Below are 25,494 nucleotides of genomic sequence, written 5' to 3' on the forward strand. Positions count from 1 at the left end.
GCTTCGTTGTGTACGGACCGAGCACACCACGCATCGTCATACCGCCGTGACCAGCACCTTCACCAGCTCACCCGGACTTTGAAATCACCCTGCCCCCTCGTGCTGCCCGGGGACAGTCCTTCCCTGCCGCAATGTACCAACGGCGCAAAGATTCCCCTCCTGTAATGGCTCTCGGACCGGCGGCACCTTCCCACTCCCAGGCTTGAGGACGCATCACGGATGCCCACGCTGGCATCACCGATGTGGCAAAGCCGGGAGCGGTGGTCTGACGCTCGGGCACCATCGGGCACCGCCGTCTTCCCGCTGCCCCGGAAGGCCGTGCCCCCTGACCGCCCGGTATTTCCGCCGTGCAGGACATCCGGCAGTTGCTCTCCCGCAGCGCGGGAAATCAACACCCTTGCCAGCAAAAGAGCTCTGAAAGGGGGGAACGCCCCCTCAGGATCAACCGGTGGCCACACCCAACCACGCAGGGAAGCGCCACCTCAACTCCGCTGGGAGGAGGCGCGGTTGCCCCACGCCAACGATCCGGATGTCATCCACCTGCCAAGTGAGACACCCCCGCGCCCTGACGAGCCGGGACAAACCCGTTTGGACGAAGCCTTTGATTCGGCTCAGTCAGACCCGGCGCGCATCCCCACGCGCGCCGTATTCAAGTCACTGACCGTAGCCCGCAAGGCAAGCCCACGGGACTTTGGCCAGTTCGCCAGACTCGCCCCCGGTGGTCGGCATGTCACGGTGAAACCCAGCCGCCACAGCCGCAAGGTGGAAGTACGTAATCTCCCTGACGGCTATCCCGCCCTGGACGCAACATACGCCACCCATGAAGAGGCAGGCTGGGCCGCTGGCCAACTAGTCCTTGAGCAGCAGTGGAAGGATGCGGAGCGCCTCGGCAAGGATGTGAGTCCCGGCCCGTATGCCGACGTTACCGCCGACGGAGGAGTGTCGGCGGCCCGCGAGGCACTGCGCATGGCGCTGCAGCACATCGAGGAGGCGTGGGCTGCGTGGTCCGCCTCGCCGCAGAGAGCCCAGGTCACCAGCGCCCGCAGTACAGCGAAACTGGCTCGTGCTCTCGATGAGGCGTGGCAGCAGCGTGGTGGCGATCCGCGCCAGTCGTCCCTGAAGAACCGGGTTTCCGGCCACGTGGAGATCCACCGCGCGGCCATGGCCCTGCGCACCGCGTGGGGTGCCACCGGCTCCGAAGCCGACATGCTGACCCGGCTGGCTCGCCTGTCCGGCTGGGATGCCCACCGCACGGTGGTAACCGTCAACCTCAGAAGCGAAGCCGTTCAGCGCCAGAAGGCAGAACAGGCGGCACAGGACGAAGCCAAGAAGGCCGCACAGGACCAGCAGGCCGAGACAGCTCCTCCGCGACCAGCCGTCATGCCGGCAGACGCGAAACCGGTTGAGGGCGCCCCCGGATACCACTTCACCCGCGCTGGAAACACAATCGATGGCACCCTCACCGTCTACGGGCCCGACGGGACCCCGATCGCCACGGCGCAAGACACCTACGACGGCGTTGTCGGGACGGTCGACGGCGTGCGGATCCCCGGGGGCGCCTGGCGCGGCAATCTGTTTCCGTTCCTTGCCGCCCGCCAGCACCAGGCCGCTTCCATGCCTGCGGACCAACGCGACCGGGTCTGGATCGAACTCACCAAGGTCGGCAGTGCCGTTGCCCACCGCAGCATCAGGGATGACGCACAGGACCTCAAGGCGTGCAAGACCGCAGGACATTTCTACTGGAAGCCGTCGATCAACATGTACGGCAGCGGAACCAACTGGACGCCCCCCACACGGGACCGCAACCTTGCCGCCGCACTCGCAGAGTTCGCCGCCCAAGGCCGCCACGTGCTCGTCAGGTCGGCCTCGCAGGCACAGGAGGAGAAGGAACCAGCACCGGCCGGAATGACACTCGAAGCCCTGCAGCAGGAGCTGAACGACCTCGATCGGACCATCAGTTCCTGGAACACCCGCTTCCGGGGCGGTGATGTGCCCCTGCGGATCTCCTCCGCCATGGCGAGGCGCTCCGTGCTGCGGGCCGAACGGTCACACCGCCTCATCCAAGACCTGAGCCAGCGCCCGGCCCCCGCCTCAGTCCCGGACACTCAGGAGCTGCTTGACGAACGGAAACTGCTCCAGAACCAAACGACCACCTACGCCAACACCGATGCCAGGAAGACGATCGAGACCCGTCTCAAGGAGGTCGACAGCGAGATCAGGCACCGCGCGGCGGTGGAGATCGCCTCGCGCCCCGATCCCCAGACGCTTGAGCAGACCCGGATCACCACCGAGCAGCGGCAACTCGTCAAACTGCGCTCAGACTACGAGCCAGGGTCCGAGGACCGAAGGATCCTCGACGACCGCATCCACGCCCTCGGCGCCGCCTGGTCAGTCCACGAGATGAAGCGGCTCCACGCTCAGAAGGAGCCCGCCGACCTCAACGACTTCGCGCTCCAGGGTGAACGAATGACTCTGCGGGAGCGCGCCGCCGATGTCAAAGACGCGTCGGAGGAATACCTAGCCGCCAGGCGGCAACGCTTGGAGGATCTGCGGGCCGAGGCGGAACGTCGCGATGAACCGACCTACCGCGCGGCAATTGACCGGGTCACTTTCGAAGGCAAGAGCCTGCTCATCGACGGCCAGCGCTACGGCGAGATCGGTTTCAGCGAAACCGATGAAGCATGGCTCGGACGCTACGACCCGGGACTTACCCAGCATGCGCGGCGGACTTTGGGGCGCTCGCGGGCCGCAGTGATCGGCTACACGGTCGGCCACTACGACAAAGACCGTGACATGGAAGGCGCTCGAAAGTGGGGCCCATACGAGTACCTCCAGATCCCTAAGGCCTACAGCACCGCCTACGCCGAGCACGCGGCAGTGCACAGACACCACCGGCCCAAAGCGACGCCCGAGAACCACCACCTCGCCGAACTGATCTCGAACCTGTCACTTAATCAGCACCGCACGGAGCGAATGCGGCTGCCCAGCGGGCTGCTGGCAGAGCTGGAACGCCAGACCCACAAGATTGTGGAGTCCCTGCGGAGCATCAATCTGGACCGTGGCCAGGACAAGAGCGACCGGGACCGGGCTGGCCGGCAGATCAAGGCGACAGCGCCCGTCCTGCTGGAGATTCAAGAATTGCGGGCGCAGGTACGGTCCAAGGGATGGGACGATGACCGCAAGGTCGTCTCCCGCGAGGAGCTGGCCCAGCAGCTCGAAGGGCTAGCGAATGCCTCGGGAAGGGAGGGGAACGAGAGTGGACCAGTACGGGCAGAAGGCCTGGAAACACTGGGAAGACACGTACCCCCAGGAGCTGGCCAAACTGAAGAACCCGCAGGTCTACTTCACGGACCTGGGCATGCAGGCGCAGCGAACGATCGGCGAACTGATGCAGACGATCCAGGAATCGATGCCAGCGACGGACGACTACCAGGAACGCATCGGCCAGCACAACCAGGCACGGGCCATGGCAGAGGAACAGGTCCTGCAGGAGCTGGTGTACGCGCCGCCGCCGATAGCCACGCAGTAGCGCTCCCGCGGTTCGTCTACACCACCCAGGACGACATGGGGCCCGACAGCCCGGTCGCCAAGGCACAAGCCAACTTTGAAGCCATCGCCCTGAAAAGAGAGATCGAATCCTCTGGGCGGGCGCTGACAGAGGCGGACCGCCGGACGCTGGCCCAGTTCTCCGGATGGGGCTCTGTACCGCTGGTCTTCGCGCCCCGCCCCCGGGACTCCGACCCCGTCTTCGGCCCCGGAGGCGAACGCGAAGGTACTTTCGACGCGGCTCTTGAAGACTGGATGCGGTTTGCGCCGGTGCGTGACCGTCTGTGGGAACTGCTCTCGCCCACCGAGTGGCGCACCGCCGCGAGCTCCACCGTGTCCGCGCACTACACCCCACCCGAGATCGCCCGAGCCATGTGGGCAGGATTGGAGGCTTTCGGCTTCGACGGAGGCGAGGGCCTGGACGCCGGGTCCGGCATGGGTGTCTTCCCAGGTACTGCGCCCGAGAATGTGCGCCTGACGTTGGTGGAGAGCGAGGTGACGACCGCTGGCCTCTCCCGCATGGTCTTCCCGCACCTGACCGTGCTCAATGAGTCGTTCGCTGACACCGATATCCCGGCCGGCACGTTCGACTTCGCTATCGGCAACCCCCCCTTCGCGAACATCCCCGTCAGCGACCACGCCAAGAGCCGCAACGGGCACCTGATCCACAACTACTTCCTCATCAAGCAGCTGGAACTCCTGCGGCCTGGCGCCTACGGCATCTGGATCACCTCCACAGGCACCCTTGACTCCAGGCAGTCCCAGGCCCGGGAGGAGATGGCCCGCCACGCAGACCTCGTCGGCGCCCTGAGGCTCCCGGCCCGGGCCTTCGCACGCTCCGCCGGCACCGACATCGTCGTCGACGTCGTGGTCCTCCGACGCCGCATGCCGGGGGAGGAGCCACGAGACCTGACATGGCTCAGGTCAGAGCCCTACCAGGTCGGCGGCAGCACCCCGGACCTCAACCGGTACTTCCACACCCGCCCCGACCACATCCTGGGCACACTGGCGATGAGAAACACCCAGCGCGGCCCAGAACTCACCGTCAAGGGCCGCGCCCAGGTCACCCCGCAACTGGAGGCCAAGCTACGCGCGATCGCAGCCCAGGCAGTGGCCGACGGCCTTGCCTACCGTCCGCACCCGGACGGTCCCGAGCGCCCTGCCCTACGGCTCGAAGAGGCACGGACCAAGCACGCCACTGACTTCTCCGGCCGCCTCTACACCGACGACAACGGCACCATCTGGCAGCACAACAACGGGCTCGCCCCCATCGAAGCTGTCCCCGCCGACGGCGAAACAGAACAACTGCGGCACCTGATCGCCATGCGGGACCTGGCGCTGGAGCTCCGCGCACTGGACGCCGCCGCGGACGCCGACCGCCATGTCGCAGGCCGGCTGCGCGTCCAGCTCAAGGCCGCCCACCGCGACTACACCCAACGATGGGGCCCGCTCTCCCGCCCGGGCCAGCACCTGGCCAAAGCAGGTAGCTCATCCGCTGCTGTATCCGACGAAGTGACCAGGCCGTTGCCCACGGCGTGGGGCTGGTTCCTCATGGACCCGCAGTCCGCCTCTGTCCTTGGCCTGGAGCGCTGGGACAAACAAGCCGACGCGCCCGTCCTCGCGACCATCCTCGACGCGCGCGCCGAAGCCCGCCAAGCAACCCTTGAACGCACCGACGACCCGAAGACCGCACTTGCGGCCGTGCACGGCCGCACAGGCCGGGTCGACCTGGCCGAGATCGCCCGTCTTCTGAACGTCGATATAGTTCAGGCCCGCACCGCGCTCGGCACCGACGTCTTCGACGACCCAGACCCGGAATCCAGCGAACTCATCCCGTCGTGGCTGTACTTGAGCGGAAATGTGCGCGCCAAACTCCAGGCGGCCAAGGACGCGGCCCGCCGCGACCCGGCGTTCCAGGTCAACGTCACCGCCCTGACCGGGGCGATGCCACAGCCGAGAAAGATCGGAGAGTTCAAGGCCAAACTCGGCGCCGCCTGGGTCCCCGAGGAGCTGGTGCAGGACTATCTGCGTCACCGCCTCGGAGACCCGACCCTCGTCGTCGTCCACACCCACGCCGGATGGACGATCAAGGCGCACGCCGTCCTGGATGCGGCCAACGTCCTGCACGGCACGTCCCGCCGACGGGCCGTGGACGTCGCCACTCGTGCTCTCAACGGCGGCTCGACCCAGCTGATGACCGAGGAGGTACTCCAGCTCTCCGGGGGACGTACCCGCACCCTCCGCGTCGTCGACGAGGACGCCACCCGCGAGTACCGGCAGAAGGTCGACGCCATGCGGGCCGGATTCGAGCCCTGGATCCTGGCCGACGAACGGCGCCTGCACACCCTCACCGACGCCTACAACACCCAGATGAACGGCCACGTCCTGACCCGGTGGGAAGGGATGAAACCCACAGCGGAGGGGCTGACCAAAGAACGCACTCTGGCCGACCACCAGAACGCCGCCGCGGCGAGGATGCTGCACTCCAAATCGGTCATCATCGCGCACGAGGTAGGCCTGGGAAAGACCACCACGGCCGTCGTCGGAGCGATGGCACTCAAGCAGGCCGGCCGCGTGCAGCGGCCCTTCGTCGTCGCGCCGAAGAAAGCACTGGGCGTATGGGAAGACGAGTCACGTTTCCTGTACCCGAACGCCCGGATCCTCGTCATCCGCTCCCAGGACCTCACCGGCCCCAAGCGACGTCCCCTGCTGGAGTACCTGCGCACCGACGGACACCTCTACGACCTGCTGATCTGGCAGGAAGAAGCGTTCCAGGCCGTTCCCATGAGCCCGGAGTGGCAGGAATGGTACGAAGAAGAGGAGATCCGGCTCCTCACACAGCAGATCTCCACCGAGAAGAGCCGTCTCGGCATTGACCTGCGGCAAAAGGCCCTCGAAGAGCGCATTGAGCGCCGCCGACAGGAGATCCGCCGGGCCAAGGCCCCCGACCGCCGCCCCGGCGAGATCTACCTCGACGACCTCGGACTCGACTACGCGATCGTCGACGAAGCCCACCGCTACAAAGGCCTCGCCATCAAATCGGGGCTACTTCACAACGCTCCCGAAGACTCCCTGCGCGGCATCCACCTCCACCAGTTCACCACCTGGCTGCACAGCATCCGCAACGGCTTGCCGACCCTCGCTCTCCTCACCGGGACACCCTTCACCAACACGATCGCCGACATACACAACCTGCTGCGTATTGCCGACCAGGAAGTCCTGAAAGCCTTCGCGGTGCTCGTCTTCGACGACTGGGGAATGACGTACGGAGAAGCGGTCACACGCATCGAGCAGGCCCCGGACGGCTCCGGCATCAAGCTCATCGAACGCTTCTCCCGCTTCACCGACCTGCAGTCACTGATGACCATGTGGCTCTCGGTCGCCGACGTGATGCTCGCCGAGGACGCCGGCATCGAGCGCCCCACCATCAAGGGCGGCAAACCCAACCTCGTCCTAGCCGAAGACACACCAGAGCAGAAAGAGCTCTCCAAAGAGCTCATCGTCCGCGGCGCCGCCATCCATGCCGGCGACGCCCGGCGCGAATGGCTCGAAAGCCTGGCCGCATGGGAGGACGCAGGCCGGCCAGGCGGCAAGGAAGCGGCCCCCAAACCCGACATCATGCTGTCCGTCATCTCCGACGGCCGCAAGATCGCCATGGACCCGCGACTCCTGCGCGCAGACACCACACCAGGCCGCAAGGTGACCGTGGTCGCCGAACTCGGCGCGCAGCTCTACGAGAAAACCAAGAACAACCGATACACCTACTCCAAAAAAGACCGTCGCCCCCACCCACGCCCAGGTGGACTCGTGATGATCTTCTGCGACCTGGGCACCCCAGGCGACAAGCGGGGCGCCAAATCGACCGGGTTCATCACCTATGACGCAATCAAAGCCGAACTTGTCCGCCTCGGAGTCCCCCGCGACAAGATCGCCTACATCCACGACGCCGGAGATGCCCCAGAAGCGTTCAACGAGCTCATCGCCAAAGCATGGGACGGACGCATCAACATCCTCATCGGGTCCTCCGAGAAGATGGGCGAGTCCATCAACGCCCAGAACCGTGTCACCGACGTCATCCACATGGATCCAACGCTCACCCCCAACAAATTCGCCCAGCGCGACGGGCGGGGGCTCAGGCCAGGCAACCAGAATGCCGAGGTCGGGATCCATCACGTCGGGACCCGGCACAGCCTCGACAGCTGGGGATACGGCGTCCTCACTTCCAAGGTCGCCAGCTCCCGCGTCGTGATGAGCCGAAACGTCCACCAGGCCCTGCTCCTGGAGATCGACGAAGTCGAGGCCGACTTCGGCACCATGCAGGCAGAACTTACGGGCAACCAGTACCTGCGCCAGATGTTCGACACTCGCGAGGAGCTGCGCACACTCACCTCAGACCAACGCATCACCGCAGGCCAGCGCCTCAGCACCCGCAACCTGCTGAACGAGAAGCAGCAAGAAGCTGCCCGCATCCGGGCAGCCCTTCCCATCCGAGCCGCAGCCCTGCCACGCATCCGCCCCACCACAGGTGACGACTTCACCCTCACCATCTCCGGCGCAACCCACGACCGCTACACCCCCGGAGCCCACGCCCTGCGCAGCGCGGTCGTCCAGGCCCTGACAGCGCACGCGTCTACCGGGACCGTCGGGCCCGCCACGTCGGGCCACTTCGGCGGCCTCGACCTGGCGATCCAGACCGACACAAGCTCAGGCGAACTCACCGCACACCTTCACTTCCCAGATCTTCCCGGAAGCCTCATCCAGATCTCGCCCCAGGACCTGCAGGACGACGCCACCGGCACCAGCCTCATCGGCCAACTGCGAAGCGCGCTGGAGGCAGCCCCCCAACTCCACGACGCCGAGACCGCCGCCCTCCCAGACCTGGATCACGAGATTCGCGATTTGGAGAACGCCCGCTTCAACGACACAGACTACGAGGCACTGATAGAGCGTGCACTGGGGCGGCTGGCCCACCTCGAAGCCATCGTCGCGGCCCACGCCGAGCTCGACAAACTCCCCCCAGCCTCCCACGGCACCGGTACAGACCTCGAAGCAGATCGTGCACGACGACAGGCTGCCCTTGACCAGAATGTGACGCGTCTCAAGGAGTACGACCGAACTGCCGCCACCGTCGATGCCCTGACCCCACTGGTCCAGCAGGCCGTCGAAGTCGGCGGCGAGATCAAGGAAATGACACTGCAGGCATGGGACGAGGTGTCCGGCCAGATCGAATCCGGAGGCAGCGAAGACCCCGCCGCCGACCTTCACTTCCTGGCCGATCAACTCGAGGAGGCCGCCGAAGTGACCGATCACGCCGCTCCCTTGGACCGGCCGCAGCAGGCCGCCACCCACTTCCGGCAGGCTGCCCAGCTCGCCCGGGACGAGGCAAACCACCTGCAGGGGGCCACCACCACGCCACCAGCACCAGCACCCCCTGTGCCCGACACCGACTCCGGGCAGGAAGCCCTCCTTGCCGAAATCAACAAACTCCACGCGGACCTGGAAAACGGGGACCTGCCGTCAGCACAGCGCAAATCCGCCGAGGAACGAGTCCAGGTGCTGCTGCGCGAGCGTCGCCTCTACCTGGGCAAGCCCCTCCCCGAAGACCTGGAAGATCCCGAAGAGCGCCGACGGGCCATGGCCGACCGAGACCGCCGCCTGGCAGAAGCCGAGGCCAAACGCCACGAAGAACGGGCAGCGCAGCTGCGAGGTCAGTCAGACTCGGCACGGGGCCGAGCCGACGACGCCTTCGGACGCTTCGCCGGGGGCCAACCCATCCTGGTGGGGCACCACTCCGAGGGATCCGCCCGCCGAGCACAGGAGCGCGGTGATAAAGCGATGAGCCGCACCCTGGAACTGGAGCAGGAAGCCAAGCAGAGCGACGCCCGTGCCCGCGAAGCCCGCGACCGAGCGGAGATCGCCGGATGGCGGGCACACATGGCCCGCGAATTCCGGCAAGATGACTTCCAGCCCGACGACGTCATCGAGTACACCTGGCGAGACAGCACGCTCCTGCGCGGGGTCGTCAAGCGGCCCAACCCACAGACGATCACCCAGACCGGCTCCACCACAAAGATCGAATACGCGCGGATCGTTAAACGCATCCGCAACGGAGCGGTGGTCAAAGACCCCGGGGAGCTCGACGAAAACCGACTGCATCCGGACGCATCACCAGCCACCGGAGCCGACGCTGCCACACAGATGGCGACATTGGATAGGGCGGGCAACGCGACCACAGACAACGACGCCGCTCTTCAAGGTGTCAGCATCGCCCCCGGAAACACCAGCCACCCGCACACCGACCAAGAGCCCGCACAGGCACCCCGGCTTCAAGCCAACCCTGAAGGGACATCACCACAGGACGGCGCCCCCGCGGATGCCGATACCAGGCGGGTCTCCGCACGCGACGAGAACCATGGGCCGGACAGCGAACTCGCACATGACGCAGCGCTGTTGGACAGCACGCTCCCCGCCCAGATGGACAATGAGGCACTGGAGGCCGAGGGCAGTGACCTGCACGACCTCCTGCAGGCGCTCGCCGGTGCAACGGACCCGCTGGACCTCGCCTACCGCCACCGGGCAGAACAGCGGGCCTGGGAGGTAGCCGACGAAATACGGCGCCGGGAACCCATAGAGGCGGAACGGGAGCGCGGGCAGATCATCCATGACCGTCTCCTGGGGTACGGACTGAGCGACGACGCCCCGACGGTCAGCGGCGGCGACATGGACCAGGCCAGGGACCAACTGCCCCCTGCAAAGCCCGGATCCCCTTCCGACGAGGAGTGGGCCCGGATCGAGACGGAAGCCAGTGCGGGGGAGACCTACCCGCCCACCCCAGAACAGCAGATTGTCATCGAGGCAGTGGCGCGCCGAGGCCTCAACGTCGCCGTACGGGCCCTCGCGGGCACAGGAAAGTCGGCGACGGTCCAGAAAATCTCCCGCAGGCTGCCCGGCAAGAGGATTGCCTACCTCGCCTTCAACCGGAGCGTCGTCGAGGAAGCCAAGGCCGCGAAAGAGGCCGGCAAGTACTCCGACAACATCGAACCGATGACCGCGAACGGACTTGCCTTCAACGCGGTCAACCGACGCTACGTGGACGCAGGCCGAGGCCTGAAGGAACGCCTGCCTGAGAACGGGGGTGCATCCCGGCAAACCGCTCAGCAGATCGCCGACCTGATGCGAGTGTACGACGACATATCCGTCGGCACCCGCCGCCTTCATCCCGCCCAGGCGGCAGCGATGGCCCGCAACATGCTCCAGCGGTGGTGCCAGTCAGCCGACACCGAAGCTGGCCCGCAGCACGCCCAAGTACCCACGTTCCTCGGCGAAGCCAACCGCCAGGCCCTCTTCGAAGCCCTCAAGCCCATCGTCGACCGCATGTGGGCGGACATCACCGACCCGTACGGCACGCTCACCTACGACCATGAGTACATCGTCAAGCAATGGGCTCTGTCGGGCTTCCGGATCCAGTACGACGTCGTCGCATGGGACGAGGCGCAGGACGTCAACCCGGTTCTTGACGGGGCATTGCGCGCTGCGATGAACCAGGGTGTCCAGGTGGTCATCGTTGGCGACGCCAATCAGTCCATCTACGGCTTCCGCGGTGCGACCGACGCGCTGTCCCACTTCCCCGTCGACGTCCAGCTCACCCTCACGCAGTCCTTCCGCTTCGGTGATGCCATCGCCGATGCCGGAAACCGCTTCCTGCGGCTGATCGGCACCCGCATGCGGCTCAAAGGCCTGTCCAGCAAACCCGCCGAGCTAGCCGAGCTCGGACCCGACGACGTGGACGCGGTGCTGACCCGCACCAACGCCACCGCGGTGACCGAAGCACTCGACGCACTCGACGCCGGAAAGCGCGTCGCCGTGGCAGGCGGACTCAAAGAGATCCGCGACTTCATCGCCGCCGTTGAACAACTGAAGGAGACGGGAAAGAGCACCCACAAGGACCTAGCCGCGTTCCACTCATGGCAACAGGTCGTCGACTACGTAGACGACGAATCCGAAGCGGCCGGCTCCATGCGAACCATCGTCTACCTGATCGCGGACGACAAGGAAGGCCGCCTCGACCAGCTCCTCACATCCGAAGGCCTCGCCGATATCCACCTCAGCGAGGACGGCCAACGGCTGTGGGTTGAGGGCACCCAGGCCGGAAACCCCGAACACCAGGCCTTCACCGACTGGCTCAAGGACCGGAAGACCAACGGCTTCGGCAAACTGGTCTACGACGGCAGCTCCCGGCGCTGGTACTACCAGCCCGGGCGTCACAGGGCCTCCTTCGTCAAGGGCGGTCAGACCATCAGCTACTGGGTCAACAACCCTGCCGACAGTCTTGCGGACGCCCGTCGCGCCATTGAAGCGCACATCACCGCCCAGACTCCCGAGCCCGAGCCGGGCCAAGGCGGAATCGTTACCGAGCACCAGAACCCAGACATCACCATCTCCACAGCCCACAAGTCCAAAGGGCTGGAATGGCCACGAGTACGGATCGCCTCAGACTTCGTCGGCCCCGAACTCGACCAGGCGGGCAACATCCAGTGGGACACCATGCCCGAGGACGCCACACTGCGCCTGGCCTACGTCGCGTTCACCCGCGCCACCGAATACCTTGACCCCGGCTCCCTCGGCTGGGTCCTGGAAGCGACCTCCGACAAGGACCCACAAGAGCGGCCCAACGGCATCTACCGCAGAAGGTGGACCACCGAGGACTTCATCCCTGGCCGCACGGTCGCCTACGAAGCCGACGATGGCAGCCCCCGGCGTGGAACCGTCCTGCGCACGGAACCGCCCACCGGCCTCCTGGTCCGAAACGCTGATACCCACGAGGCTGAAGACCTCATCCTGGACCAGGTACTGCTCTGTGACGGCCATCAGCCGCCCCAACTCCCCGTAGCCACCGACACCGAGCTTGACCAGGCACTCGCTGAGGGCCACTACCTGCCACCGCACCTGCGTACCACCGACTCCGCACCGACCACGGCCACCAACCCTGCGACCCCGGCGGTCCAGCCGCCCGCGCAGGCAACCGCCCAGCCGCCGAGCAACACCCCTGCCCCGCCGGTACCTGGCGACGGTCCGGCCACTCACCACACACCAGGACTGCAAACACCCACAACCCCCCAGATTGCTGCTGCCGAGACCGAGGACCTCGCTCGGCGCGCGCACACCTTGATTGCCCTCTACGACAGGGCGCTACAGAGCAACGAACCTGCCGAGCGAGCGCTGCGTACAGCCGCCACTGCAGGCGACGCCCATTACATCCAGGCCTTCGATAGCTGGTTCGCCGATCAGGCACCGGCAGATGCGCCTGCAAACGCAGCCATGCGAGAGGCACTGCGGAACGCGATCGCCCTCGCCTCACAACCCACCCCCGTGCGCCCCTTCCCGGACCGCGTAACCGCGAAGGCCGGATCCACGCTCCTCGCCCACCGCGCCTCGCAGTGGATCGAGAAGGCCGAGAACCACGTCGCCACCCAACACCGAACCTTCAAGGCTTTCGCCAACGCCTGGAAGGGCGCCGACTACGACCGAGACCGCGGCCCCATGGTCCGTGCTGCGCGCCACACCAAGACCCTGATCAAGTGGGTGCAGAAGCAGCACCCAGAGGCTCCTGCCGACTTGATTGGCAACCTCAACCTGCTCGCCAGCCAGGCCGATCAGCTCGTGCAGCGCTGGGAACAGCACTTTGAAGAACCGAAACTCTCAGATGACCTGCGGAACGCCGCGAGAAAGGCCGAGCCCTATGGAGGGCCCCATACTCCGTACAAGACCCTGGCACAGGGACTCTTTCCCGACCGCGACGGTGTGCTGAACACCTGGAAGCGGCTTCGTACTGCCCTGCGTGCCCGCGTCCCGGCAGACGACTTCCTTCTCCTGGAAATGGACGTCCTCACGCTGCGACTCAGGGAGTACGGCACACCCTGGAACGAGGTGACCACCGCAGACCAGGCACGCCTCCTGGCCCACCGGATCGCAGACCGTGACCCCGCGCTGCACAATGCGGCCGCGCAGCATACCGCCGCTGCCTGGACCTACACCACGCGCCTGTTGGCCACGGCCAGTGGGGGAGCCAGCGGCAATGATCTGCTGGTTCGCCTGCCAAAGAGTGCTGAGACGGATGCTACAGAGACCACCCCCCCATCCACCGCACAACAATCCGTCGCTTCCGCCCTGGTACTGCATCACACCCCAACCGGCATCCCCCGCACTTCCATCGAAAACCTGCCGGACGAAGCCGCGGACCTGGCAACATCGCTCGGGTTCCAGCCCGCACCGGCAAAGCCGACAGGCACCTACGCACTGCCGGACCACTGGACGAACATGCTGCGCGGCCGCCGCGCCCACGCCCTCGCCGTCACCCTGAGGCGCGCGGGTCACGCCGTCGCCCTCATCGATGAACACGCACCCGGCTCCGTCGAGAACGCCGCGCCCTTCACGGACCCTGAGGAGCACGCCCAGAGCGAGCACACGGCGGCGGCCGCCATCGTCGAATGGAGCCAGAGCCATCTCGGCAACTACGGCAGTGACGTGCCGCGCCACGACGATGACTGGAGCACCGCCGAACACACCGCGTGGTCCGCGGCCCGCAGCGCACTGAACTCCCTGACTGCCCGGCACCGCGAGCACCAAGAAACTCAGGACACATCACCGACCGCAGGGCCCTGGCGCGACTTCTTGGCAGCAGCCGAGAACCTCGACGAGTGGAACCACCTCGCACCTGCCTCGCGGGCCTCGGCGACGCTCATTGAGGCCATAGACCTCTACCTTGCCCGTTGGGACGCTACGGCCGACACCGCACTGCTTGCTGCCCCCACGCACAACCAGGCGCTCATACAGCTTCTGGCCGGCGACGCCGCACGGGCGCTGGTCGAACGCCCCACCACAGAGCAGCGCCGCAGCGCGGCACTCGCGCGCGTCACCATCGGGGAGCCCGGCGAGAACGGCCGACGGCCCGTGCGCGTTGACGGCGAGCCAACCGGCCATCATCTTGCGGACGACCTCCACGGATGGATCCTCCACCACGACAGCGGCGCAATATCCGATCCGTACGAGGACGAAGACGAAGCGCTCTACGACGCGGTCCGTGCGGCAGACCTCCGCCGCTCCGCGACACCCAGCACACCGGCGGCCACCGCGCTGGAGCCCCAGACCAGCCATCCGGTGGAAACCACTGTCCCCGCAGGGGCTGCGGACGTTCCACGCTGGGACGATGGTGCCCCGCAGCTTGCCGTGCCCGTGAAGGCCGAACCTCTGCCGGACCGTCCTGGGTACTTCCAGCACACCGACCCAGAGACCGGCACCATTGCCGTCTTCGCCGCCCAGCAGTTCATCGGCCGCAGCGAACCATTTACCAACTCAAGAGCCCAGACCCGCTACCGCAATCACCTCGGCGACGACCAACTGTTCAACGGCAGGAGCCCCAGCGACGCGGTGAACAAGATTGCCGACGCTCACGCAGCCCTGACCAGCCCGCTCCCCGAACGCACCGGCCATGCCGAGGACGTCTGGATCGAACACCACGACCAGGCCACACGCATTCACGGGTCAGAGAAAGAGGACCTCGAAGTCTTCGCTGCACTTCAGCTGTCCGGCTCGTTCCGACCCCACTACGAGCGCACAGCGGGCCGCAAGACCTTCCAGTACTGGGCCATGTCCTCCAAGCTGTCGTGGGAAGAGCGCACCGAAGCTGTCGAGCGACTCGTCGCCCTGATGACGTCACGCGGCCGCACCCTCATACGCAAGGACCAGGCAGAACCCGGCGGCGCACCCACCCCGGCCACAGGGCCTGTCGGCAGTTCCTCCCCAGCGGCCCCGGACACCACGGACACGGTGGTCGACACCAGCGACTGGCCCGCGGATGCCGACCCCGTACCTGGCAAGCCCGGGTTCTGGCTGTTGTGGGAACCCGCCCAGGAGTTCAACCCCTACGCCGACTATCACGACTACACCCGTTATGTGCAGATCGGGCATGCCGCCACGACCATCGCCCGTGCCACCAGCCCCCGGGCGGACGGCAAGAAATGGACTCTGCAGATCGGCGGCGACCACCTGACCGGCGCCGCCACGATCGAAGGCACTGCCCAGCACGCAGTGCGCCACTGGCAGTTGCTTCACAGCCCCGCCGCGACCGCAGAGCCTGTCCGCGACCCGATGTGGGTGGAGCACAACGAGACGACCACCATCGTTCACGGCTTCGCCGAGGGCGACGAACAGGCATGGGCGGCCTTGCGTCTGGCGGACTTCGGCCGCGTCGGCAAGACCGACACCATCGGTCTACGCAGGGTCCGCGACAAGGACAAAAACCTCAAGGAGATGCACTTCGGCACCCGAAGCCACAAAACCAGCCTGCTCGTGGGCTCCCTCGCCCACGTCGGACGCATCGTCGAAGTCCACCCCTCCGTCGCAGCACGGAAAGCGGCCCTCGCTGCCCCAGAGCCGGCCCACCTCACGGCACAGGACCAAAAGCAGGTCACCGACGTCCGCGCGAGCACGACAGTAGGCCGCTGGTCCCCTGCCGACTTCCATCCAGGAGACGAAGTCCGCGTCCGCTCCCTCGCCTACTGGCGGCGTGTGAAGGAGGTCGAAGCCGGCGGCGTGGTGACCTCCGACGGCGACAAGGCTTCCTGGCGCGAAGTCCTGGCCCAGCGCCGCGACGGTCAGATCACACGCGCCGACACACCGCCGGACACCAGTTACGCGCGCCCCCTTGCGACCCGGGTGCGCGACCTCGATGACGAGGCAATCAACGCCGAGCTGAACAACCTCACCCTTCCGCCCGCGCGGCCCGAACATACCTCTCTTATCACCGCCCGCCGCAACTCCCTGAAGGCCGAGGCGGAACGGCGCAGCGAGCGCGCCACCCAGGCCGAGGACCAACGGTCCCTCTTCGCCACAGGCATGGAGATCCCCGGAGCCCTTGAGAAGGCCGGTGCTCTCGTCCTTCACGATGAAGACGGCGTCCTTCTTGGCGCGGTCATCTCCGAAGGCCGCCGACATCAGTTCATCAACCGCGACGGCTACCTGCGAGGCTTCCCCGAGGACACACCCGCCCTCGCCCAGGACGCACTCTTCAAAGAGCTGGAGCAACTCGAAGCCGCAGCCCCCGAAGGATGGCGGCCGGCGCCCTTCACCACGCTCACTGCCGGCGAAACAATCCGGCTTCCCGGCACCTGCCGCAGCTGGGGAGACCGGCGCATCAAGGTGCAGAGCGCCACCCCCGGCGAACCCTTCGAATACACCACGGCCAGCCGTACCCCGACCGGCGAGCTGACCGTGACCGGCCTCAGGGACGGACAGCCAGTCACCCACACGCTCAAACCGGACGAGGCGGCCCTCGGAGCCTTCCGCCGCGCAGCGGGGCCGCACGCCTACAACGACCAGCACCGAGTGCTGCACGCCGCGCGCACCCGGATTCGCCGGGCACTAGCAGGCGTCGGACCCATTCCGATCACTGGCGCCAAAGCATGGAAACACCTACAGGCCACCGCAGCCAGCGTCCTGCGCCGACCCGCGACTCCCACGGAGCTCTCGGCCCGACTACCGCAACTCGTCGAAGCAGTGAACGCTTTCGCCCAGACCTACACCACCGACCGATCGGACCAGCAGGAGGAGCTCACGGCCCTGGCCGATGCGGCGACCGCACTCGCTACCACCCTCCAGCACGCGCCTGCCGAACTCCTGACGGAACCGGCCGCCCCCCGACTCCCCCGGGAGACCGACGCCACAGATGACGGGCAACAGCCTTCAGGCCGGGAAGAACCCGTAGCCAGCGACGCCGATCCGGCGGAAGCCGGCCGCCGCCGCGATCCCCTGCCCACCGGCACCCGGCCCGCATCGGAGATGACCGAGTCGGAACGGTCCGAGGAGGAAGCTGCCCTGAGGGCCTACCGCTGGGCCATGGACCACAGCGTCGACCCAGGCAGCACCCCCGACGGCGCCGTATCCCCAGCGGACATCGAACGCCGGAACCTCCTCAATCACCGTCACCGCGAGTTCGCCGAAGCACGACAAACAGCAGATCACTCCCAGCCCGAGCCGGCCACCGAACAGCGACCCTCGCAAGCAGAGACGAGCTCCGTGTCGCTTGCCCCGGCAGGAGCCGCGCGAGACGACACACTCGGTCGAACCGCGTTCCGCGTCAGCAGCGGAGAGCCGTTCGCGTGTGTCCTTCTTCCCGAGCCCCTGGCCCGCCGAGCCGGGAGCGCCGGTGTGGTTGTCGACGAGCACGGCTGGTGCATCGGCCGGGCGAACGACTCACAGGAAGCAGAGAGTGTCGCCCAGGCCTACCGCGATGAGCATGACCGGCTACGAGCAGCGGGGCGCTCGACCGATCACCTGCTTCACAAGCTGACCGATGCTGAGCTGGCATGGATCCACGGCCAGGGCGACCAGGACAATCACGAGTCATCACCGGCAGATGAAGAGCCGAGCGCGGCTGAGCCAACCGCTCCCACCGGGCCCGCCCCCTCGGGCGTCTCCGAACCTGGCGTGCCAGCCGCTGAAGCGGCCGAGCCTCCGACGTCCCGGACACATCCTGGCGCCTTCACCGACATCGACAGCGCGCGCAGGCACTTGGCCACCCTCGACGACTATCGAGCCCGCGCCGTCCTCGCAGCGCTGCAACTGGACAAAGGCCAGCTCACTGCTGACGGGAACTTCATCGTCGCCAAATCCACCTCGACCGCCTCTCGTGAGGGGATTCGCCATAAGGGCCGCTGGTACATCCTTCACGCCCGTACCGCAGTAGTGGTCGGCGGCTTCGACGGGGACACGAGTAAGACAAGCGCCCTGGCCTATGCCAAGATCCTGGCAACGGCAACCGCCCTGCACGGGGCCCCCATCCCCTGGGCCGACTTCTCTGACTACGCCGCGGCCTCAAGCGCGCGCGTGGACGCCAATGCGTCGATGGAGCAACTCACAGCGCAGGAGAACGACCGACAGGCCGAGGCCGAAGACCGCAAACGGGCTGGTTCCCGGTCGGCTCCCCACGCGTTTGCCCGGCGGGCCGACATGGTGGCCCACTGGCGCTCGGGCGGACGACACTCCGCAGACGATGGCAAAACGGGCTCATTCATGCGGTACTGGTCCTCCGATGCGGAGCGCCAGACACTGCACCTCAGCGCCGATGGCCAGTTCACGCTGATCGCCCTCCGAACCGGCTGGGAGGTACGCCCGGCGGGAGACGGCATAGCCTTCAGCGGCGGCGGCCAAAGACTCAAGTTCAATTCGCGAACCAAGGCAGAGACCTTCGCCGTGAACCTGGCCGCCATCCGGCGGTCGGACGGCACGGCGCTGAACTGGGCGAATCAGGATCTCCGCGCCGAGATCAACGGCTTCACCTCGGACCGCGGAGAGCCCCTCGGCGTAACCGTCCTGCGTGCCTACGCAGACACCTACGCCGACGGAAAGGGAATCCCCCAGGGCATCGACCCGGCGGCCCTGTACCAACGCGCGGTAGCTGCGGCGGCCAACAATGGCGCCGGCAAAGACAAGAAGTTCGCCAAAGACGTCAAGGCAGGTGACCTCCTTCACGGAAAGCTCCCTCGCCAAGTCACCTCCGTCGAAAACACCGGACAGGTCTGGCGGATCACGACCTCCGACGGCGAAGTGGATGACTACGCACGGCGTGACACCCTGCAACTGTTCGAGAAGGATGCCCTCGCTGCCCGTGCGACTAACGGCTTCGACGGAACGGTCGCGACGCGCGTTTACACAGCAGAACTCAAGGCAGGCGACGTCGTCGAGTTCGAAGCCTTCGAGAAGGAGATCACCGGGCTGTCCAATTCCGAGCCAGATGAGATCCGCAACTGGAACGGCCAAGGCACATGGCGTGTCGTCGGCATCGTCAACACCGCGGACGGCCCACCAGGCACCCATGACGAAGGCGATGGCCTTCACCTCGACGCGGTGCGTGTCTGGCGCAAAGGGTGGTCCGAAGACGGCAGCGGCTGGCAGGAGCACACACCGGGCACCGACAGATTCCACCTGGACCGCTATACGGCCCCCGGAATCGTCACCCGCCTAAAGGAACACGACGCCGAGACCTGGAATCAGCAGCGCGCGCTTGCACGCGTACGCCGCGGTGTGCGCGCTGAGCATCCGACGCCGCTCGCACCCGCACATCCCGCGCCCTCCAGTGACCACAGCCCCGGCGGCGCAGCAGATCACGCTGCCTACGGCACCGGTCCCACCGCCGAAACGACCCCCGTCTTGCCCCCGGCACGAGTAGCGCCAACGGCTGCGGACACCGCCGCCGCGGAAGCCGAGCTGGCCCGCGCAGAGCGAGAGGCAGTGTTCCACGACCGGGCCGTTCTCAAAGCCATGGGGGGACGGCTCGTAAAGGACGAAACCCAGACCCTCCTCGGCGCGGTCATCAAGGTCGGCGGCAAGTTCGCCGCCATCGACCGGGACGGATACCTCGTCAAGATAGCCGACCGGCAGCGCGATGCCGTCCAGTACCTGTACTGGCACGCCGATACCGCAGAAGGGACCGCGCCCGAGGGCTGGCGCAGAGCAGCTTGGTCCACCATCACCGAAGGCGAACAGATCCGTCTGCCGGAACCGCACCTCCTGTCCACCGCCGATCAACGCACGGGTCCCCTGAGCCACGCCCGTTGGGGAGCACCGGTCACCATACGGACGGTAACCCGCAATCCCGACGGCTCGGTGGCCGTCCACGCCATGCAGGAGAGTGTCCCTCCCGTAGTCATCGCAGCTACGGAAGCCCGCGCAGGAGTGGTCCGGGAAGCTGTCGGTGACCACGCGATGCCCGCAGCGCAGATGGTTGCCCGGCAGGCGCGTGAAGCCATCAGGTCTGTCCTGCAGGGCACCACCACTGATGTCAGCTACCCGATTCCGCACAGCGAGCCTGGACGGAGCATCTGGAACACACATCAGCAACTGCTTCAAGCCGGCGAAACAGTCGCACGACGGCCCGCTTCTGTGGACGAACTACTCTTCCGGCTCGCCGCGGTGACGGGCGGAGCCCGCACCTTGGCACAGGCAGCAACCGGCGCTGGCGAGCGTCTCATCGCAGAACGTGCCGGCGAGGTCGCTGAGGCGAGTGACCACTGGATGACCTCATTGGAAGAGGCCAGCGCCCCGATATCCGAGACGGTGTCGGTGCCGGTCGCCCCCCAGCACCAACCCACCAATGTCCAGAACACCGCTGACATCGGCATCGAAGAAACCCCTGACACTGATGCCGCATCGGCCGACACAGCGCCTCCGGACCCCCAGTCCGCCCCAGACCCTGGGGACACTGAGACAGAGGAGAACGAAGACTCCACAACCGACCCCGCAACACGTCAGCGAGAAAGACGACTGACAAGGAACGCGTGGGCGGTCGACGCCCTCGGAGTGAACCAGGCTCAGGGCGAGGTGTACGAGGGGTACCGCGGGCGTTTCGGCGGCGACTATGACATCACTATGAAGGGCGGCCGGTACTGCTATCGGAGTCCGGGGGGGGCGGATCGCGAAAGATACAGTGTCCGCTTCATGCCCGATCCGACTCGCCCGTGGGAGTCCGAGCAGATCGGAACGGCAAGCAGCATCAGCGAGATCATGCCCGTGATCCGCAAGCACACAGCCAAGCAAACCAACCCACGCGACCCACAAACCACCGCACTGACCCAGGACGAGCAGAAGGCCCTCGACGCAGTGGCCCGAGGGACAATCATCCGAGGCCTGGGCAACTGGTACCGGGTCAACCCGCACGGGCGGGGAGGTAGCTCCGGGACCCACGACGACACGACACGCGCACTGTGGACACTGAGTGGCCTCGGCCTTGTCGAAGTGGCTACCGAGCCGGATCCCGACGACCGTCACTGGGCAAGCCTCACCGAGCTCGGAGAAAGCAGACTGCGCGAGCAGCAGGTCGAACCCGACTCCGAAACAGTCCAGGCTAACCGGCAGGACAGCTCCACGCTACGCAGTGGCGAGCAGGCGCCCGATTGGGTGAAGATGGATCCCCGCGTCTACGGTCTTGAAGGACGCCGGACCGCGCCTCCCTTCCCCCCGGTCGACCCCGTACACGGCCAGGATGAACTGCCCCCCGAGGCATCGCTCCATGACGCACCTCAGACGGCCCACAGCGTGGATACAGGCGAATCGGCAGTCAAAGACGATGCCGTCCCCGCGGCCCCCGAAGGCGAACAGGAACCCAGCACCGAACTCACACCTCCGCATAATTCCGCTGCGGCCGTCGACCAGCGCAGAGACCAGACGCCGGGTCAGACATTGGTCGAGTACGTCTGGAGGCAGAGCCGTTATGGGTGGCCTCCGGCCAAGCCAACCACCCTGCCGAATCTGGTCTTTGCCCACGCATGGCTCTATGAGGCCACACGCTGGACGGTACGAGGTCTATACAACCTGCTGCCCCCACCGATCACCCTGGGGGACGAATTGCTTCAGCTGTTCAACCGACTCAGGGAGCAGCCAGGTGACCGAGACATCAGTGAAACCCTGGCCACCGGTGTGTCCCGACTCAACGATTCCGCCGATGAGATAGCCGATCTGATACGGCAGATCATCCGTCTCGCCGAGGCACGCACGGACCTGCACACCTGGGCACCCATCAGAACGGAACTGGACGAACTAGCCTCCTGGGTAGACAAGTTCCAACAAGGGCTACGGACTGGGGTACCCAGCAAGGAGCCCCGATACGGCGAACACGCACGGCCCGTCCCCGTACAGCTTCCACCTGCCAGCAACGTGCTAGAAGCACGGAACGCACGAGTAGGCGACCAGATCGTGGCGAAGGACGGTCTGCCTGCACGCATCACCGACATACGGAGGGGGAATCCCCACTCAACCCGCATCCGCGCTGATGACGGCGGCGAAAGCATCCAAGTACATCCCACCCACCCACTAGCCCGAGCCGAGCACGTCGACACCGGTGTCTACGACCTGTCCGGAAGCCGCGTCGGCACACGAATTCGGACTCTCTCCGCGAAGGCCGGTGACCGAATCTCTTTTGTCGGCGACTGGCGCACTCTAGACGTGCTGCTCGCCGGCAACGGCACCATCCTCAAGGACATCGACGACGCAGACCGTCCTGCATGGCTGAAGGTCGAAGCCACCGTTGCCGCCACTCATGACGGCACCGAGACCGTTCCGCTGACGGACGTCCTCATCCAGCATCCGAACGGCGCCGTGGAACACGTCGAACATGTCGCGTTCGCACACCCGCCCCAACAGATCGTGCACCTGCAGCGCACCGCTGAGGGGACGGAGCTCACCCGGCACGACCTGATCCCGAAGGCCCTACAGACAGCCCAGTTGGCGGTGGGTGATGTGCTTGTGCGAGAGGGACGTTGCGGCGCCCTCGTGCTGGAATCCCACACCACCGAGCATGGAACCTGGGTGCATCTGCGCGACCAGGCAACCGGCCTCCACAGCCACCGCCACTTTGACGGGGCACCTCTTCTTGGTCTCCCGGCGAATGAGCAGACCACCGCCGCGGCCCACCGAGCCCTGCAGGACCCCGTCGTGCTCGGCAACGACTCGCAGTCCGCAGGAGCACCCGTCACCGATGATGAGAACAGACCCAAGGAGGAACTGCGTCTGTGGGCCTGGGCAAGCACCCAGGCTGACGCACTTGTTCGCGCCCTTCACAGGGCGGATCCCAGCACCATGGACCCGCACACCCTCACCGTCATCTCCACTCACGCCCGTGACCTTCGGCGATACGAACACTGGCGGATGCATCCACAAGCCCTGCTCGCCTTCCGAGACCAACTCCGTCAGCTGCCGGACCACGATTCCGAACTCACCCGCTTCGTCGACGCAGCCGTCGCAGCGCAGGAGTACGGGGCCGCCCGCCTGCAGGCCGACACAGAAGTGCTGTCCAAGGAACGGTGGGCAGCGGCCAACCACTACGCTGAACCGCCCGGCGCGCAATCCGGGCAGGCCCCATCCGCATGGCGCCGCCGACTCGTCACGAGCAGCCCTGCCCTGCGGGACCTGCTGCGCACCACGCCGTCCAGCATGGAAGAGGAAGACCTCGCTTCCGCCCGAATAGCTGCCGCGAGCGCGACCACTCTGGAACTGGTGAACCGCCTCGCCATCTACGAGGACACTCAGAACCGGTGGCGGATTGTGCTGCCCGCCACGGGAACTGACCTGATTCCTCCAGGCCGTGCCACAGACGCCACCCATGCAGCATGGCTCGCCAGGACCATACAGGCCCGCATCACCGATGCTGACAACGAGCCCTTCCCGTTCGATGCACCCAATGCCGGCCAGCACCTGCCCTTCTGGCGCACCGAAGAGGGAGCATCGCTGCATCAGGCGCTGCAACTCCTGCTGAGCGAGATTGCGCCGCCTCCGCTCCCGCGAGACCACTACCAGCAACTCCGCGAGCAGAACGCGAATGCGCGACGCACTGCCATGACTGGCTCCGACCTCGAACCGGGCGACCACGTCATGATTGACGGCGGTCCCGCGCGATGGATCCGAGTCGAGAATTGCAGCGAACGCCACTTCGCGGGCCATCTCATAGACGGCGAGCACCCCTACGACACCATCCTGGCCCGACTGCGCGGCGGAGAAGTCGAGACCACGGACGGACGACTGGAGCACCTCACCGACCCAGAACCCCTTCCCTTCACTTCAACCAACGACCTCGGCCCAAGGCCCGCCAAGGCGGAACAGACCACTGCCCAACCTGGACCGGCCGCGACCAAGCCCATGGAGTCCAACCAGAGGCAGCGTTCTGCAGCCAGACAGGGGAAAGGCCGCGCTCAGTCCGATTCGGGCGATGAGCATGCGGCAAGCAATCAACAGCCTGTCGCCTCAAACCCGCCCGGAGCGCAGCCCTCCCACCAGCCCCAGCCTGAGGCCCGCGGCGGAAGACGACGTCGCCAGACGGCTCCGGCACAGGACGAGTCACTCTTCCCTGTCGATGACCTCGATGCCGTTCCTCAGCCGCCACCAAGCCCTGCGGGCGATGTGCACACCTCACCGGACAGCAACGACAAGGCGCGACCGGACCGACCGACGGCGAACGAAGAGCCGCTGCACACCAAGCCCGTTGTCAGCGCCGACGGCCGCTTCCAGCGCAGCCCGATGCCAGACAGCAACTCCTTCGAGGTCTACCTGAGGCACAAGAACGGCAGCATCTCCTTCCTGTGCATGGTCGACCAGGCACAAGACGGGCAGTGGACGGCCGCCGGCGCCCCCGCCCCCGCCCACACCGGACCCACCTGGGAAGCAGCGGCGGGGCTGGCCGAACGGAATCAACGTGCTCGGAGAATCCTGGGGCCGGGCTTCAGCTCACTGACCCTGCATGCCCGCACGAGTTCCTCCGCAGCAGAGGCCGCTGACCGGTTCAAGGAGGAACTCGGCCGCCTCCTGGACTCTCCCGATCCTGTCCCCGGACCAACACTCCTGTGCCAGCTGGGCGAGCGACCAATCTACTTCGCCGCCCTCGACCACCCCACCCTGGGACGCGTCGTGGACATGGGCCTTGACCCCGGGCAGCGTCCCATCGCCCGTGTGACGCGCGCAGCACTCGATGCCCACTCAGCAGCGGAGCTCCTGTCAGGGCTCGTGAAGTCCGCGCCAGCGAGCCGACCCAACGGCCCACAAGGCGTCGACGAAGCGGCGGTCCGGCAAGCGGCCGAGGGAGTCCTCTCCGCGCAGCAGCGCCGCCTCTCAGCGCCACCCGGAGCGCGACCCCCGGAGTCCGTGGGCGCTACCCGCAATAGGGCACAGGCTGCCGTTCAGACAATTCCGCACGCCCCCCATGCGACCGCAGGTGTAACCGTGACCTGACCGCCTGCACCTGGGTATTCCCGCGCTCCGGGAAAACAAGGACGCGCGGGGGCCGACTTCCAGCAGGGCGGGAAGCACACACGACTGCTGCTGCGACACCGTTCCGGCGATCCCTACGCTCGCGCGTCTGGGGCCGTACTACCCCCACGTGCAGCCGTATCACAGTACGCCCCGGGA

Annotated in this window: 1 protein-coding gene; it reads left to right on the forward strand. The window is 66.5% G+C overall.

The features are described from left to right. Nucleotides 1-762 precede the first annotated feature (762 nt). Nucleotides 763-25,317, forward strand: coding sequence for a UvrD-helicase domain-containing protein (locus tag ACZ7IB_RS36585; protein ID WP_470918647.1), 24,555 nt, complete (start codon nt 763-765; stop codon nt 25,315-25,317). Nucleotides 25,318-25,494 lie beyond the last annotated feature (177 nt).

It is taken from the genome of Streptomyces sp. NPDC037301, from assembly GCF_055602785.1.